Genomic DNA, 14,028 nt, shown 5'->3' on the forward strand with positions numbered 1-14,028 from the left:
AAGGGGTAGTCCTGCGCGGCGGCGGATCGAAACGAATCGATTCCGTCACAGTGATCGGATTTTCCTATGAGAGAGGGTGGATCGGAGAGTTCAGCCTTTTGGTGGCGGAGAAGTCGGCACCGCCGCGTAGAGGGTGAACTGGCCGTGCAGGCCGCCGGTCGAGGACTGGCCGACCCACAGGTCGAACAGGCCCGGTTCGGCGAGGCGGCGGTTGCCGGCGCCGACAAATTCGAGGTCGGTGCGCGACAGGGTGAAGCGGACCTGGGTGGAATCGCCCGGCGACAAAGTGACGCGCTGGATGCGCTTCAATTCGCGGATCGGGCGGGTGCGGCTGGCGACGCGGTCGCGGATATAGAGTTGCACCACCTCGCTGCCCTTGCGCTTGCCCTTGTTGGTGAGGCGCGCGGTGATTTCGACCGCGCCGTCCCAGCGCAGCGCGGTGTCGGAGAGTTTCAGGTCGCTGAGGGCGAAATCGGTGTAGCTGAGGCCATGGCCGAAGGGGAAGCGGGCGCTGTTGTCGGTGGTGGCGTAGCGCGCCTTATATTCGGTGCTGCCATTGTCCACCGTCGGTCGGCCGGTCGACTTGCGGTCGTAGAAGAAAGGCTCCTGCCCGCTTTCCCAGGGGAAGCTGACCGGCAGCTTGGCCGAGGGATCGACCTTGCCGAAGAGGATGTCGGCCAGCGCATGGCCGGTTTCCGACCCCAGGAACCAGGTCGCCAGCAAGCCCTGCGCATTGGCGACACCGTCATGCAGGGCAAGCGCGCGGCCATGGCGCAGCAGCACGATGACCGGCTTGCCGGTGGCGGCGATCGCATCGGCCAGTGCCTGTTGCGAGGAGGGCAGCTCGATCATCGTGCGCGATTGCGCCTCGCCCGACATCGCCTGGGATTCGCCGACCGCCAGGATCACCACGTCCGCCGCCTTCGCCGCCGCGACGGCGCGGGCGATCCCGTCCTTGATCGGGCCGTTGACCGCGCAGCCCAGTTCGACCGTCAGCTTCGCGGGATCGGGCATCGCCGCGCGCAGGCCGGTGGCGATGTCGACACCCTTGTCGGGATCGCCGTAAAAGGCCCAGGGGCCATAGAGATTGGCCTTGTCCTCGCCGAACGGGCCGATCAGCGCGATCTTCTGCCCGGCGGCGGGATCGAGCGGCAGCACCCCGTCATTCTTGAGCAGCACGACCGATCGCGCCGCCGCCTCGCGCGCCAGTGCATGATGGCCGGGCGTGCTGATGCGCGCCTTCTCCACCGTCTCATCGAGCGAGCGATAAGGGTTGTCGAACAGCCCCATCGCGGTCTTCACATAGAGGATGCGGCGCACGGCGACATCGACCGTCGCCATCGGCACCGCGCCGCTCTTCACCAGATCGGGGATGTGGCGGATATAGAGGCCGCTCTGCATCGACATGTCGACCCCGGCCAGCACGGCGAGGCGGGCGGCGTCGCGCTCATCCTCGGCAAAGCCATGGGCGACCAGTTCCTCGTCGGCGGTGTAATCGGAGAAGACGAAGCCGCGAAACTGCATCTCGCCGCGCAATATGTCGGTCAGCAATTCGCGGTCGGCGGTGGCGGGCACGCCGTTGATTTCGTTGAAGGCGGCCATGGTGGTGAGCGCACCGGCGGCAAAGGCCTTGCCGAAGGGCGGCAAATGGGTTTCGCGCAGCGTCTCGTCACTGATGTCGACGCTGCCATATTCCAGCCCCGCCGCGACCGCGCCATAGGCGGCGAAATGCTTGGGACAGGCGAGCAGCGAATCATCGCGGCGCAGGTCGCGCCCCTGGAAACCGCGAATGCGCGCCGCCGACAAGAGGCCGGTCAGATAGACATCCTCGCCCGCGCCCTCGACCACCCGGCCCCAGCGCTGGTCGCGCGCGACATCGACCATCGGCGCGAAGGTGAGGTGCAGGCCCGCCGCCGTCGCCTCCACCGCCATGACCCGCGCGGTCTTTTCCACCAGCATGGGATCGAAGCAGGAAGCCTCCCCCAGCGGCACGGGAAAGATGGTCTTGAGGCCGTGGATCACGTCGCCCGCCAGCAGCAGCGGGATGCCCAGGCGGCTGTTCTTGACCGCCATTTCCTGCGCGCGGCGCGCGCCGGCAACGCCAATGCCGTTGAACAGGCAGCCGACCCGGCCCTTGCGAATCTCGTCCGCCAGGCGCTTCTCGTCCTGGATGCCGGCCGCCGGATTGGGCGGGTTGAAGGGGCGGAAGCTGTCGGCCAGGCAGGTCATCTGCCCGGCCTTTTCCTCCAGCGTCATCTTCGCGATCAGCGCATCGACGCGGGCGACGTCGGCCTGCGCCAGCGCGCGGCGGGGAATGCCAAGGGCGAGGACACCGCCCAGGGTGCGGATCAGGAGGTCGCGGCGATCAAGAGTCATGCGGGAGAGAGCGTAACCGGGGAAGAATGAACGGGGCTTGTCCGAAGACAAACGGACTTCCGCCGTTTTTGTTGCGCTGCGGCAATAAGCCTGCGGCGCGACGCCCCGATCCCGCGATCAGGCCATGCGCCGAATCATGCCGCGCGAATCAGCGGCGACGATCAGGGTCGGATATCAGGCCTGCGCCGACAATTTGGTGCCGACCACGCCAATCACGATCATCGCCATGAAGCCGATCTGGGCCATGTTGACTCGATCGCCATAGAGAATCATGCCGCCGATGATGACGCCCACGGCGCCCAGGCCCGTCCAGATCGCATAGGCGGTGCCCGCCGGCAGATCCTTCATCGCCAGCGCCAGCAGCCCCATGTTGAGGAAGCTCAGGGCAATGGGCACGACGGAAGCCTGCCAGCTGCCGACGGTGGCGGCCCATTTCAGGCTCAATGCCCAGATGATTTCGGTGAATACGGCGATGCCGAGAATGACCCAAGCCAAGCGGCGTTCCTCATGCGGTAACGGGCTCGGCTGGAGCGGCGCGCGGACCGGAAACCCGAAAGAGGCGGCGCGCCGATGAGAGCAGTGGTGGACAGGGCTGGATTCGAACCAGCGTACGGAAACCCGGGCAGATTTACAGTCTGCTGCCTTTAACCACTCGGCCACCTGTCCAGTGCCCTACGCGGTGGAAATTTGCTGTCCCGCCGCGCTGGAGGCGGCTCAATGGCGAATGGAGGCTTGCCTGTCAATGGGGTGATGTGAAAAGAGCGAAAACATGAAAAGAGGACATCGTACCGGCAAGCCGAAAGGCGCCTTCCCCCGCTTCTACGGACGCCATGCCATCACGGCTGCGCTCGCCAATCCGAACCGCGTCGTGCGCAAGATATGGGGCACGCGCGAAGCGATCGGCGCGCTCGACCTGCCGCCCGTGCTGCCGATCGTCTATTCCGACGTCGCCGACATGGGCCGGATGGTGCCGTCGGATGCGCCGCATCAGGGCATCGTCGCCGAAGTCGAGCCGCTGGACGATGTCTGGCTGGGCGACGTGCTGGAACAGGGGCAGGACGACCAGCGCCCGATCCTGGTGCTCGACCAGGTGACCGATCCGCATAATGTCGGCGCGATCCTGCGTTCGGCCGCGGCCTTCGACGCGCTGTGCATCGTAACCCAGGACCGGCATGCGCCGCCCGAATCGGGCGTGCTGGCCCGTGCCGCGTCGGGCGCACTGGAAACCGTGCCCTGGGTGCGGGTGGTGAACCTGGCCCGTGCGCTCGAAGAGATTGCCGAGGCCGGTTACTGGCGCATCGGCCTGGACGGCGACTGCGACACCGTGCTGGCCGACGCGATCGGCGAATCGCGCGTCGCGCTGGTGCTGGGCGCCGAGGGCGAAGGGCTGCGCCACAACACCATGGCACATTGCGACATTATCGCTAAGCTGCCGATCAGCCCGCGCATGGAGAGCCTGAACGTCTCCAATGCGGCAGCGATCGCCCTGTACGCCGCCACCAGCCGGTAAGCGGCCGCCGGGCACCATCTTGCGGCGATGTGGGTAGGGCGCCCTGCCCCGCCCATATCGTCGCGCAGACGAACGGGGGTTCGCCATGGTCCTATTGTCCCGCGCGGCGGGCGCACTGGCGGCGCTGCTGATGCTGCCCGGATGCCTGGTGACCCCCGGCAGCTTCACCTCCACCCTAGACATCCGCGCCGACCGCAGCTTCGCCTTTGCCTATAAGGGCGAGATATTGGCGTCGGACATGGACAAGGCGCTGGGCGGCCTGAACAGCGATGCGGAGGAGGATCCGCTGGAAGGCGTCGCCCCGCCCGAGGGCGAGGAGGCCGTGCTGCAGAAAGTCGCGCAGAGCCAGAGCAAGACACCCGCCCCGCCCGCCGAACCGCAATTCGACAAGGCCAGCGGCGACGATGCGCAGATGCAGGCGATGGCGAGTGCGCTCACCAAGGAAAAAGGGTTCCGGTCGGTCCAGTATCTGGGCGATCATAAATTCGCGATCGACTATGCGATCAGCGGAAGGCTGGACCATGCCTTCCTCTTCCCCTTCAACATCGACGCGCAGATCGTCCTGCCCTTCGTCGCGGTGGAAATGCGCGGGGCGGACCGGGTGCGGGTGAAGGCACCGGGCTTTTCCAACGGTTTCGACAAGAGCCAGGGGCCGGCCGGCATGGGCGGCGGATCGGGCGACGCCGCCGCCAAGGCGCTGAACGGCACGTTCACGCTGACCACCGATGCAGAGATCGTCAGCCAGAATCAGGAAGATGGCGCAACCACCGTGCCGGAGGGCAAGCGCATCACATGGACCATCACGCCGCTGACCGGCGATGCGCCGGCCGCGACGTTGCGGGTCAGGCCCTGAAGTAAGAAATCAGTCTTCCGGCGCGATGGTGACGCGCAGGCCGTCAAGCGCGTCGCTCAGCACGACCTGACAGGACAGGCGGCTGGTCTCGTTGCGATGATCGCTGCTGTCGAGCAGGTCATTCTCGTCTTCGCTCATCGCCGGCAGGGCGTCGGCAAAGGCCGGGTCGACATAGACATGGCAGGTCGCGCAGGAGCAGCAGCCGCCGCACAGCGCGAGCAGCTCGTCAAAGCCATGGTCGCGAATGACTTCCATCACCGAGAGACCCTTGTCCCCCTCAACAGTCTGTTCGGCACCATCACGGTTGACCACGATCAGCTTCGGCATCTACCCATTCCTTTTGGACTTATCCCCGCCGCTCTGACCGACAGCGGCGGCGAAATCAAGGGCTGGACGGGCGGACATGGTAAGCACGGCGGAAGAATTGCGCGTCAGCCTGGACTTCATCGCTGCGGCGGAGCCGGCATTCGGCGCGGCGATCGCCAGCGTCGGCTATCCGGTGCCGCGCGTGCGCGAACCGGGCTATGAGACCTTGCTGCGCACCATCGTCGGCCAGCAGGTCAGCGTCGCCTCCGCCGCGGCGGTCTGGCGCAAGCTGGAGGCGGAGCTGGGCGTGGGCTGCACACCCGAAGCGCTGCTGGCGCGCGATTTCGATACGTTGCGCGCCTGTGGCCTGTCGCGGCAGAAACAGGGCTATGCCCGCAGCCTGGCCGAACTGGTGGTGGACGGCACGCTCGATCTCCACGCCCTGCCCGCCGACGATGAGGCCGCGATCGCGCAACTGGTGCAGATCAAGGGGATCGGCCGCTGGTCGGCGGAAATCTATCTGCTGTTCGCCGAAGGCCGCCCCGACATCTGGCCGGCCGGCGACCTGGCGGTGCAGATCGCGGTCGGGCGCATCCTGGGGCTGGGCGAGCGGCCGAGCGAGAAGCTGACCCGCGACCTTGCCGAAGCTTGGCGGCCGCATCGCGGCGCCGCCGCGATCATGGCCTGGCACCATTATAATAGCGGGCAGGACATGCTGCAGAGCTGAGACGCGGCGGGGCACAGACCCCGCCCGCCTGCCCGCGATTCAGCCCAGCAGGGCGATGTTGAAGACGATGCCCAGCACCGCCGCCAGCGCCAGCGCCAGCAGGCACAGCGCAATCACCAGCGTCACCGAGATCGGGAAGCGGCTGTCGGAGTGAATCAGCCCATCCTCCGTCATGATCTTGCGCCGATCCCGCAATTCGGTCGCGAATTGGACATGCCGCACGATGCCGCCGGCCAGCAGCACGATGCCGAACACCAGCAGCGCCACGCCGAAATTGCGCGGCGCGTTGACATTCTGGATGCTGCCCGCGTCCTGCATCTTCTGGAATGCCTGGTTGATGGTGAAGCCGAAGCCGATCAGCGACAGCGCCGTGCGCATTTCCGACATCAGGGTCCGGTCCGCGCTCATCCGGGTGCGCTGGAACGACATGCCGGTCCGGCGCATCGACATTTCGGTGCGATGCCCGGACAGGTCGGTGCGATATTCGGACAGGTCGGTGCGATGTTCCGACAGACCCGTGCGATGGCGCGACAGGCCGGTGCGGAAATGCGAATAGGCGGTCGATGCCCCTTCGGCATCACTCATATCGACCGACGGAATGGGCGGCACGGGCTCGCCCACATTGCGGGCCGGGCGTACCGGTATGCCCCTGGGTTCCTGCGATTCGGCCATATGCCCCCTCCTGTCAGTTCGGCTTGATCGGCGGCGGGAAATTGGCGAGCACGGCGGTCACCGCCTTGTCGATTGTCGCCTGGTCGGGGCTCTTGCGGCTGACCTCCTGCGTGGCCGTGCCGTGCCAGACCGGCTGTTTCGTCCCGGTGTCATAAATGTCGACCGTCAGCGTGCCGTCGGTCACGTTGCGCACATCGACATTGCGATAGCCGCCCCAGCCGGCCCACCCGCCCCAGGGACGATAATAGGTGGCATAGGGACCGAAATCGGTCACCTCCACCCGGTCGCGGGCGCCCAGGGTAAAGCCGATGGCAAATTCGCCGGGATCAGCCTGACTATAGCCGCGCGCCGCGAGGGCGGTGTCGATCGACGCCTTCACCCGCTGGAACAGCAGCGGGTTCATGCCCTGCGGCACATTGATCGACGCCCAGCTATAGCTGCGATAGCTGGCGAAATTGGCGGCGGGATCGGCATCATAATTGACCCGTGGCGTGGTGGCACAGCCTGCCAGCGCCAGCAGCAGACCCGTGACGAATATGCGCCTGATCATATCGCGACCTCCCTTTGAACATCCCTGGGCATAGCCAAGCGGACGCCGGGCCAGCCATCGGGATTCTCCCCTAGGGACCGCCCCGGATATCCCTATCCCATGGCGTGAAGCGGCGCCCGAAAGCCGCGGTCGGACCAAAGCGGGACGATCGCCCGCCCCCGGAAAATCCGCTATGGCGCGATGCCCGCGAATGCGCGATCATCCCCCTATTCCAGCGTTCGGACGGGTGAGTCGCGGCGCCAATCGCGAAACTTTTCCTGCCGATCGCAGCCCAGCAGAGGGAGCTGTGTGCGATGGTAAGAGACTGGCCTGCAATGGTCGCAGCGGGCGCCGGCATTTGTGTGGCACTGGCCACGGCAAGCAGTATGGGCACGCCGCAGGATGCAACCCCGACCGTCAGGCTGGCGCCACCGGCCCTGCCCTGGCTCGACGATCTGACCGCGGACAAACCGGCGGTGCGCGCCGGGCAACAGCTCGCCAGCAACCGCTAGCGCGGCCATCATCCGAGCCGGACGGGCCTGCGTTGAACGGGCTGACGGATTCACGCTGAACCGGCCCAACTGAACCGGGAAACATTCGGCCGGGGCGGCACCAACGCCTGCCCAGCCCGCCTGCACAACCCTGCCCGGCGGCACGCCCCTGCCCCGGCGGCGGGATACCACCCTTCCTCATGATCGGGAGTATCGATGGATTTCCTACGCCTGTTCCAGTCGCTGGAAGAATTTCTCTATGAGGCGATGAGCTGGCTGGTCTTCTATCCCCGCACCTTGTGGCGGACCATCCGCCACCCGATTCAGATGCTGCGCTATTCCGACAAGGAACTGGAGGATGCGCCGGACCAGCAATTCACCGACATGCTGAGCCCGCCCCTGTTCCTGATGCTGACCATATTGCTGTCGCACCTGATCGAGGTGGCGTCGCACCAGAAGATGCCGGAGGTCGCGACCACCGGCATCGGCAAGGAAATCACCGCGTCGGAAATGAACCTGCTGGTGCTGCGCGCCTTCCTCTTCGCCATCTATCCGCTGATGTTCGCGGTGCGGCGGCTGAAGGCGCAGGGCCTGGCGCTCAACCGCGACACGCTGCGCCGTCCTTTCTACGCCCAATGCTATATTGCCGGGCCGGCCGCGCTGGTGCTGGGCATCGCGTCGATCCTGGCGCGCCTCGGCGACGTCGCCTGGGCGATCGCCGCGCTGGTCATCATGCTGGTGACGATCAGCTGGTATCTGCGGATCGAGACGATCTGGCTGCGCAGTCGCACCCGGAAATCGACCGGCAAGGCGTTCCGATCGGCGTTGGGTACCTGGCTGCTCGCCTCGCTGATCAACAGCGGGGCGAGCTTCCTGATCCTGGGCGGCTGACCCGGCTATTTGCCGTCCGGCGTCATCGCCATCACATCGACGAAGCGACGCTGCGCGTCGAAGCGGCAACGGAAGCGCTTGATCCCCTCGCTGCCCTTGTCGACCGTGCCGTCGATGAAGAAACCACCGGGCGCCTTGGCGATCGCGCCGGTCTTCACATAGGACGGGCGGGTGCCATATTGGCCGGACACTTCCCCCCGACAATAAGCGGGCATGTTGCCGGGCGTCAGCGCCGGGCCGGTCGCCGCCGGCATCACCTGCGCTGCGGTCGCCGCCAGCGCCTGCACGCTGACGGTCAGGATATAATTGGCGACTTCGTTGCGGCGGGCGGCATTGCGCATCAGATAGACGCGAATGCGATAATCGCCATTGGCGGGCAGGCGGCCGGAAAAGCTGTTGCCGACGGACGAGCCGACGAACATGGCGCTATCCCCGGCACCGGGCGCGATCACGTTGAAATAGCTGGAGGCGTTGCTGGTCTGAAGCCGGACATTCATGGTCTGGCCGGCCCGTGCGCCGACCAGATAATCGACCATGTCATAGCCCTTGAGCGACGCCTTGATGACCTTGGATGCGGTCCCTTTGGCGAATTGCACCCGCTCGCTGCGCACCGGGGCCTGGGCGATGGCCGGCATGGCCAACGCCGACAGCGCGACGGTCGCGATCATGGCATTCCTCATGATGCATCCTTTCGTTCAATAGGGGTCCATCGACATCACATTGCCATTGCCCGTCACAGTGCAGCGCGAGCGATAATGGCCGGACGCGACGATGATCTCATAGCGATCCCCACCTTGCGGATAGACGCTGACCGGCACGGAACTGCCCGCCGGCACATTCTGGAACTCGTCGCCGCGCCGGGCACAGGCCCGCTGCGCCGCCGCCGGCGCGCCCCGCACGATCTGGCTGTTGGCGGCAAGGCGATTGCTCCGCTCCGCATTGCCCGCCGAAAAGCCCGAATGATAGGCTTCGCTGTCGTTGCGATCATAGTCACCGCCATACAGGCCGTCATGATAGCCGCGCTCATATTCGCTGTCATGCTGGGCCGAACTGTCATTATGGCTCTTCTTGTGACTGGCGAGCGCCGCGATCAGGCCGATCGCCGCAACGCCGGCTACGGCCGCTGCGGCCGTATTGCCACCGCCATGGCCGCAATCGCCGTCCGACGCGCTGTCGATCGCATCATAGCGGCCATTATAGGTGATGACGCGGATGCACTGGTCCTTCGCGCTGTTCCACCAATAGTTGGTGAGGCCATTCTGCTTGGCGATGCGATAGCCACGCGACTGGAGCGCATTTCCCCCCGAAGAGCCTCGCGCGCCGACCAGATCATCGACATCGCGCGGCGGCGCCGCATGGGCCGGCGAGATCGGAAGGGCAGCCGCCAGCAAGGCGGTCACCGACAAGAATGTCGAAAAACGCGTCATCCTCATGTCCCCTGTTCCTGCGACGCCGGAAAGCGGATTCGCAGACGGCCGCATGCTACAGCAACGCTGGCGCGGCGCATTCGGCAAAGCCGTGGATAGGGCTCAGGGAAAATACCGAGAAATAAAGTCCGGGAGCGATGCAAGCATCGCTCCCGGACGGCCATGGTGCCCACCGCGAAAGGGGTTAAGCGGCGGCACGGACCCGCGCGCCGATTGGGGCGACGCGCTTAACTGTAGAAGGTCAGACGACCAGCTTGGCCGCGTAGATCAGGCTGCCCCGGCCCAACTGGGCCATGACCTGCGACCGGACGCTGTCGCCGACCGCGAAACAGCCCTGGCTGCGCCCCAGCTTGCCGCGCGCACCGGCCAGCGTGGGTTCGGCATACCAGGCACCATGCAGCACGATCGCCCGGCTCATCGCATTGTCATTGGTCGGATCGAGCCCCTGCAAGCGCTGCGACGGGCCATGTTTCCCGACATAGGGATCGGCCGTCAGGAACGCGCCCGAACAGGAGGCGTTGGAACCGGGCGCATTGGAAAAGCGCTCCAGCCAGCCGCTATGATCCGGGTCCGATCCGCTGCCATGCGCCACCAGATAGGAGGTGGTGGTGCCATCCAGCAGGTTGACGATGTGCAGCCGCGGCTCCGACGAGGGCGCGGCAAAATCGACCAGCGCCATGCGGTGCCGGTTGACGATCTGCGGATGCCGTTCCAGCGCCGCGCGGGCCTGCGCGAACAAAGCGGGCTTCACCAGCGCCGGCGGGGTCGGCGTGGTGAGCGGCGCGATCGGCTGGGCCGGCACCATGGGTTTCAGCGCGCGCATCGGCCCCGGCGCAGAGGCACGCGCGGTGCCGACAGCGCCCGCGACCAGAACGGAAGCGGAGAGGAGAAAACGGCGACGATCGGGGTTCATGGATGGTGCAACTAGGGTGCAGGCCCCGCCAAGGTCTTTGCCGGAATCGGGCGCCGCGCACAAAGTCTTGCGCACATCCGTCCGGCCCGGCATTTTTGGCGGGCGGGGCACGTCGAAGCGGGAGAAGCGGGACATGGCCGGAACGCGGCTATCGAACGGCATCTATCGGGAAGTAGTCGCCACCATCGTGCGGCGCATCCAGAAGGCCCATGGCCTGTCCGACAGCCAGCTGGCGGAGCGGATCGGCTGTTCGGCCGGCACGGTCAAGAATGCCCGCAACGAGGCGAGCAACCTGGACGCCGTGACCCTTGCCAATATCGAGCAGGTCTTCGGCCCCGGCGCGATCGACCCCTATCTGGCGCTGGCCGATGTTCGCGCCGTGCCGCTGACCCCGCCGGTGCCGGTCGAGCGGTTGCATCCGACGCTGGCGATCGTCGAGGCGCTGCACCGGATCATCGAGAAGCAGATGCCCGACAGCGAAGGCGGCACCCGCATCACATCCCACGAACTGCTGACGATCCTGAGCGAATTGCGCGAGGCGCGTGGCGTGTTCGACGCCCTCATCATGATCGCCGATCCCGCGATCGACAGCGGCGAGATCAGCTTCCGCGACAAGGGCCGCAAGCGGCTGGCCGTGGTCCACAGCCAGGGCGGCACCATCACCCGCGCCGACATCATGCACAGCGAGGACGATGCCGACTGATCCGGCATCGTCCCGCGCCGATCAGCCCGCCGTCTTGGCAATCTCCGCCGCGTAGATTTGCGGCGCGCCGTCCATGTTGGAGCGGAAGATCATCCATTTGCCGTCGGGCGTGAAGGTGATGTTGGGCTCCAGCCGATAGTCATGCTTGCGCATGTCGACGATCTTCTCGACGCCGAAGGTGCCCGGCGCGATCAGGTCGGCGGCATTGTCGGCATGGATGCCGGCGACATCGGGAATGGCCTGGGGCGTGAAGAGATAGAGATATTTGCCGTCGGGGGCATGGGCGACCATTTCGCTGTCGCCGCCGTCGCCGGAGAAATGCTTCAAATCGGGCGCCTGGTTGTAATGGACCGACCATTGGTTGCGGTCGACCTTGAACCATTGGCGATGCCCGGTCGCCAGCTCATAGCCCGCCAGCCAGAACACTTCGCCACGCGGCGTCTGCAGATCATACCAGATCCACTTGCCGTCCGGCGAGAAGAACTCGTGGCCGGCAATTTCCATGTTCATCGTGCGCTTGTGGACCAGCTGCTGGCCGCTGCCGTCGGTGCGGATCGTCCAGATCCGGTCGACCTTGTGCCAGGGGCCTTCATGGCAATACATGATGAGGCCGGGGTCGGTCGGCGAGAACTGGATATGGTTGAGCCAGTCGGTGGAGGCGACCACCACCTTGCGCTCCCCGGTGCGGATATCGATGGTGAAGATCTCCATCGGGATGCGCGCTTCCAGCCGTTCATTGAGGCGCACTTCCTTTGCCTCGGCAAAGCTGAGCGGCTTTCCGTCCGGGCCGTTGGCGGCATAATTGGCCTGGCCGAACTGCTGCTTGATCTCCGGCGCGGCGCGCTTCTGCGTACCGTCGGGCTGGAGCGGCTTGTCGCTCGCCGCCCATTGGCCGAGCAGCAGCGTCTCGTCCGCATTGATCGAGCCGATCGAGCCGCGATCGACGGTCGCGATCTTGCGCACCTTGCCGCTGTCGATGTCGGCGGCATAGAGCGTCGTCGCGCCGGCGCCATCATCGCGCCTGTGGCTGGCATAATAGGCGGTGCGCGTCTTGCGCCCGGTGAAGAGCAGCTGGATATCCTTGCCCTTGACCAGCGGCCTGATGCTCCAGTCCGCCAGCGTCAGCACCGAAATGCCGTCGGGGGTGGAGATCACCATCTTGTCGCCCTGCGGCGTATAGCTGTTCTGGTGGAAATAGAGGCTGGCGCTGCCCGGCGTGTCGGTCAGCCGCAGCACGCGGTGACCGGTGGTCTGGTCGACCCATTCGGCCACGGGCTTGGCCAGCGCCGGGGTCGCCGCGCTTACGGTCAGCGCCGCCATCAGGCCCATCATCATCGTCTTCATCTTATGGCCCTTCATCAGTTGGCAGCGTCGGCGAGCGCGTCGGGAATGAGCGCCAGATTTTCGATCGCGGCAAGGCCCCATTGCGACGCCGCATTGGTGGAGACGTCGGGCCATTCGACGATCGGGCGGACATAGGCCGGCCCCTTCAGCGCCACGCGCGGATCGCCGTTCGACAGGCCGAGGCCCGCGTCGCCGCCCAGAAACTCCTTCCAGGCGCGGACCGCCAATTCCCTGTCGCCGGTTTCGCGCGCGACATAGGCGGTCAGGCGCGAATGGCCTTCCTTGAGGTTGCGGCGGCCGAAGGGCTGGTCGAACTTCGCCTTCCACTCCTGCGGCGAGGCATTGAACCAGCGGCAATAATCGAGCCAGGCAGTGCGATAGCGCGGCACATCGAGCAGGTCGAGAAGCTCGGCATTCACCTCCAGCGCGCCGAACACGGCATTGAGGTGCGAGATCGAGATCTTGTCCCCCGCGCCCATGAAGCGCCCGGTCTTGAGGTCATAGGGCGCGCTGCCCGCCAGCCAGCCATATTTCAGCCGACCGATGCTATCCATGCCGTTCAGCAGTCGCTCGCGCCACTTCTTGTCGCCGGTCCGCTCCCATTCGGTGAGCCAGGCCGAGGCGACCGAACACCACATGGTGCCGAAGCTGAGGTCAATGACGCCGGCCGGCAGCGGATTGCGCTCCGCGCCCGGCACCTTGCGGCCGATCTCGACATGCTCCAGCGACAGGTCGGACGTGACCAGATCGCGCATCAGGTCGCCGGCGCGCTCGTCGGCGGTCAGATAATAGAAGATGCGGCGATACATGGCGTTGCTGACGCGCGGCTGCTTGCTGCTGTCGCTCCAGTGCTGGACGCCATGGCGCGTGCCCAGCCCCTTGAAACGGCCGAGATGATAGACGTCGACCTCGCCCGTATGGCGGGTCAGCGCCTCGGCAAAACGGAAGGCGGCGGCATTGCCGGTGCGCAGCACGCTGGTCCAGAACCACAGGTCGGGCGACAATTCGCTATTGTCCCAGGCGAAGCCGCCAATGTCATAGCGCCAGACATGCCGGTCGAAATCATAGGTGTGCATGATGTCGCCATGGTTCCAGAAACCATACCAGCGGCGGCGATCGACCTCACCAACATAGAAGTCGACCAGATTTCTATTCTGGTCCTCGATCCGCGCCTTCATGGGCGTCGAGCGGTCGGGCAGGCTCCAGATGCCGAACACGCCAGCGGCATGAATGCGGTCGGGCGTCACCATCAGCTGCGGCGGCACGGCGTTCGCCTGTGCCATGGC

The 14,028-nt window shown here is 65.9% G+C and carries 16 protein-coding genes and 1 tRNA gene; 6 read left to right on the top strand and 11 right to left on the bottom strand.

The window, feature by feature from the left end; all coding sequences use genetic code 11:
- Positions 1 to 90: 90 nt before the first annotated feature.
- The 3 genes from BRX37_RS04240 to BRX37_RS04250 all read right to left on the bottom strand — a co-directional run bounded on the left by BRX37_RS04240 (position 91) and on the right by BRX37_RS04250 (position 3,042).
- Entirely contained in the window at positions 91 to 2,376 is a 2,286-nt protein-coding gene (locus BRX37_RS04240; RefSeq protein WP_125985656.1) for a glycoside hydrolase family 3 N-terminal domain-containing protein, read from the bottom strand.
- A 174-nt stretch (positions 2,377 to 2,550) separates the two neighbouring features.
- The gene (locus BRX37_RS04245) at positions 2,551 to 2,871 is read right to left on the bottom strand and encodes a DMT family transporter (protein ID WP_097385455.1); all 321 of its coding nucleotides are present in this window, start codon (positions 2,869 to 2,871) and stop codon (positions 2,551 to 2,553) included.
- A gap of 85 nt (positions 2,872 to 2,956) precedes the next feature.
- Positions 2,957 to 3,042 (bottom strand) — tRNA-Tyr (locus BRX37_RS04250).
- Between the two features lie 103 nt (positions 3,043 to 3,145).
- On the opposite strand from BRX37_RS04250, the gene rlmB reads away from it, so the two are divergent.
- Positions 3,146 to 3,886 (top strand): 23S rRNA (guanosine(2251)-2'-O)-methyltransferase RlmB, encoded by a 741-nt coding sequence (rlmB, locus tag BRX37_RS04255; protein ID WP_010339339.1) that lies wholly within the window; start codon positions 3,146 to 3,148, stop codon positions 3,884 to 3,886.
- Positions 3,887 to 3,971: 85 nt separating this feature from the next.
- Complete coding sequence (locus BRX37_RS04260; RefSeq protein WP_125985657.1) at positions 3,972 to 4,739, top strand: hypothetical protein; 768 nt, start codon at positions 3,972 to 3,974, stop codon at positions 4,737 to 4,739.
- Positions 4,740 to 4,748: 9 nt separating this feature from the next.
- Here BRX37_RS04260 and BRX37_RS04265 read toward each other — a convergent pair whose 3' ends face one another.
- Positions 4,749 to 5,066 carry a 2Fe-2S iron-sulfur cluster-binding protein gene (locus BRX37_RS04265; RefSeq protein WP_004210272.1) on the bottom strand — a complete coding sequence of 106 codons (318 nt, stop codon included), beginning with the start codon at positions 5,064 to 5,066 and terminating at the stop codon, positions 4,749 to 4,751.
- A 76-nt stretch (positions 5,067 to 5,142) separates the two neighbouring features.
- Between BRX37_RS04265 and BRX37_RS04270 the strand changes: the two genes are divergently transcribed.
- Positions 5,143 to 5,772 (top strand): DNA-3-methyladenine glycosylase family protein, encoded by a 630-nt coding sequence (locus tag BRX37_RS04270; protein ID WP_125985658.1) that lies wholly within the window; start codon positions 5,143 to 5,145, stop codon positions 5,770 to 5,772.
- 39 nt (positions 5,773 to 5,811) lie between these two features.
- Here BRX37_RS04270 and BRX37_RS04275 read toward each other — a convergent pair whose 3' ends face one another.
- On the bottom strand, positions 5,812 to 6,444 hold the full coding sequence (locus BRX37_RS04275; protein ID WP_125985659.1) for a YidH family protein: 633 nt from the start codon (positions 6,442 to 6,444) through the stop codon (positions 5,812 to 5,814).
- Positions 6,445 to 6,457: 13 nt separating this feature from the next.
- Positions 6,458 to 6,994: a DUF4136 domain-containing protein gene (locus BRX37_RS04280; protein ID WP_125985660.1), complete on the bottom strand. Its 537-nt coding sequence runs from the start codon at positions 6,992 to 6,994 to the stop codon at positions 6,458 to 6,460.
- A 293-nt stretch (positions 6,995 to 7,287) separates the two neighbouring features.
- Here BRX37_RS04280 and BRX37_RS04285 point away from each other — a divergent pair, with 293 nt between their 5' ends.
- Positions 7,288 to 7,485, top strand: a complete 198-nt coding sequence (locus BRX37_RS04285) for a hypothetical protein (RefSeq protein ID WP_037506240.1) — start codon at positions 7,288 to 7,290, stop codon at positions 7,483 to 7,485.
- A 195-nt stretch (positions 7,486 to 7,680) separates the two neighbouring features.
- Entirely contained in the window at positions 7,681 to 8,355 is a 675-nt protein-coding gene (locus tag BRX37_RS04290) for a hypothetical protein (protein WP_099234052.1), read from the top strand.
- 5 nt (positions 8,356 to 8,360) lie between these two features.
- On the opposite strand, the gene BRX37_RS04295 is transcribed toward BRX37_RS04290, so the two are convergent.
- From BRX37_RS04295 to BRX37_RS04305, 3 genes are all read right to left on the bottom strand, one after another.
- Positions 8,361 to 9,035: a hypothetical protein gene (locus tag BRX37_RS04295; RefSeq protein ID WP_125985661.1), complete on the bottom strand. Its 675-nt coding sequence runs from the start codon at positions 9,033 to 9,035 to the stop codon at positions 8,361 to 8,363.
- Between the two features lie 15 nt (positions 9,036 to 9,050).
- Complete coding sequence (locus BRX37_RS04300; RefSeq protein ID WP_125985751.1) at positions 9,051 to 9,782, bottom strand: hypothetical protein; 732 nt, start codon at positions 9,780 to 9,782, stop codon at positions 9,051 to 9,053.
- A 241-nt stretch (positions 9,783 to 10,023) separates the two neighbouring features.
- Positions 10,024 to 10,695, bottom strand: a complete 672-nt coding sequence (locus BRX37_RS04305; protein WP_029547954.1) for a murein L,D-transpeptidase catalytic domain family protein — start codon at positions 10,693 to 10,695, stop codon at positions 10,024 to 10,026.
- Positions 10,696 to 10,828: 133 nt separating this feature from the next.
- Here BRX37_RS04305 and BRX37_RS04310 point away from each other — a divergent pair, with 133 nt between their 5' ends.
- On the top strand, positions 10,829 to 11,398 hold the full coding sequence (locus BRX37_RS04310; protein ID WP_125985662.1) for a helix-turn-helix domain-containing protein: 570 nt from the start codon (positions 10,829 to 10,831) through the stop codon (positions 11,396 to 11,398).
- 21 nt (positions 11,399 to 11,419) lie between these two features.
- Here BRX37_RS04310 and BRX37_RS04315 read toward each other — a convergent pair whose 3' ends face one another.
- Positions 11,420 to 12,742, bottom strand: a complete 1,323-nt coding sequence (locus BRX37_RS04315) for an oligogalacturonate lyase family protein (RefSeq protein WP_125985663.1) — start codon at positions 12,740 to 12,742, stop codon at positions 11,420 to 11,422.
- A gap of 14 nt (positions 12,743 to 12,756) precedes the next feature.
- Complete coding sequence (locus BRX37_RS27590) at positions 12,757 to 14,025, bottom strand: exo-rhamnogalacturonan lyase family protein (protein ID WP_486056197.1); 1,269 nt, start codon at positions 14,023 to 14,025, stop codon at positions 12,757 to 12,759.
- Positions 14,026 to 14,028: the final 3 nt, after the last annotated feature.

The sequence above is a fragment of the Sphingomonas sp. S-NIH.Pt3_0716 genome (genome assembly GCF_003950715.1).
GTDB classification, from domain to species: Bacteria; Pseudomonadota; Alphaproteobacteria; order Sphingomonadales; family Sphingomonadaceae; genus Sphingobium; species Sphingobium yanoikuyae_A.

What these genes read in the sequence shown, in the direction of transcription:
- BRX37_RS04240 (WP_125985656.1), bottom strand. Translation starts at nt 2,376, where the DNA reads ATGACTCTTGATCGCCGCGACCTCCTGATCCGCACCCTGGGCGGTGTC.
- rlmB (WP_010339339.1), top strand. Translation starts at nt 3,146, where the DNA reads ATGAAAAGAGGACATCGTACCGGCAAGCCGAAAGGCGCCTTCCCCCGC.
- BRX37_RS04260 (WP_125985657.1), top strand. Translation starts at nt 3,972, where the DNA reads ATGGTCCTATTGTCCCGCGCGGCGGGCGCACTGGCGGCGCTGCTGATG.
- BRX37_RS04265 (WP_004210272.1), bottom strand. Translation starts at nt 5,066, where the DNA reads ATGCCGAAGCTGATCGTGGTCAACCGTGATGGTGCCGAACAGACTGTT.
- BRX37_RS04270 (WP_125985658.1), top strand. Translation starts at nt 5,143, where the DNA reads ATGGTAAGCACGGCGGAAGAATTGCGCGTCAGCCTGGACTTCATCGCT.
- BRX37_RS04275 (WP_125985659.1), bottom strand. Translation starts at nt 6,444, where the DNA reads ATGGCCGAATCGCAGGAACCCAGGGGCATACCGGTACGCCCGGCCCGC.
- BRX37_RS04280 (WP_125985660.1), bottom strand. Translation starts at nt 6,994, where the DNA reads ATGATCAGGCGCATATTCGTCACGGGTCTGCTGCTGGCGCTGGCAGGC.
- BRX37_RS04285 (WP_037506240.1), top strand. Translation starts at nt 7,288, where the DNA reads ATGGTAAGAGACTGGCCTGCAATGGTCGCAGCGGGCGCCGGCATTTGT.
- BRX37_RS04290 (WP_099234052.1), top strand. Translation starts at nt 7,681, where the DNA reads ATGGATTTCCTACGCCTGTTCCAGTCGCTGGAAGAATTTCTCTATGAG.
- BRX37_RS04295 (WP_125985661.1), bottom strand. Translation starts at nt 9,035, where the DNA reads ATGAGGAATGCCATGATCGCGACCGTCGCGCTGTCGGCGTTGGCCATG.
- BRX37_RS04300 (WP_125985751.1), bottom strand. Translation starts at nt 9,782, where the DNA reads ATGACGCGTTTTTCGACATTCTTGTCGGTGACCGCCTTGCTGGCGGCT.
- BRX37_RS04305 (WP_029547954.1), bottom strand. Translation starts at nt 10,695, where the DNA reads ATGAACCCCGATCGTCGCCGTTTTCTCCTCTCCGCTTCCGTTCTGGTC.
- BRX37_RS04310 (WP_125985662.1), top strand. Translation starts at nt 10,829, where the DNA reads ATGGCCGGAACGCGGCTATCGAACGGCATCTATCGGGAAGTAGTCGCC.
- BRX37_RS04315 (WP_125985663.1), bottom strand. Translation starts at nt 12,742, where the DNA reads ATGAAGACGATGATGATGGGCCTGATGGCGGCGCTGACCGTAAGCGCG.
- BRX37_RS27590 (WP_486056197.1), bottom strand. Translation starts at nt 14,025, where the DNA reads ATGGCACAGGCGAACGCCGTGCCGCCGCAGCTGATGGTGACGCCCGAC.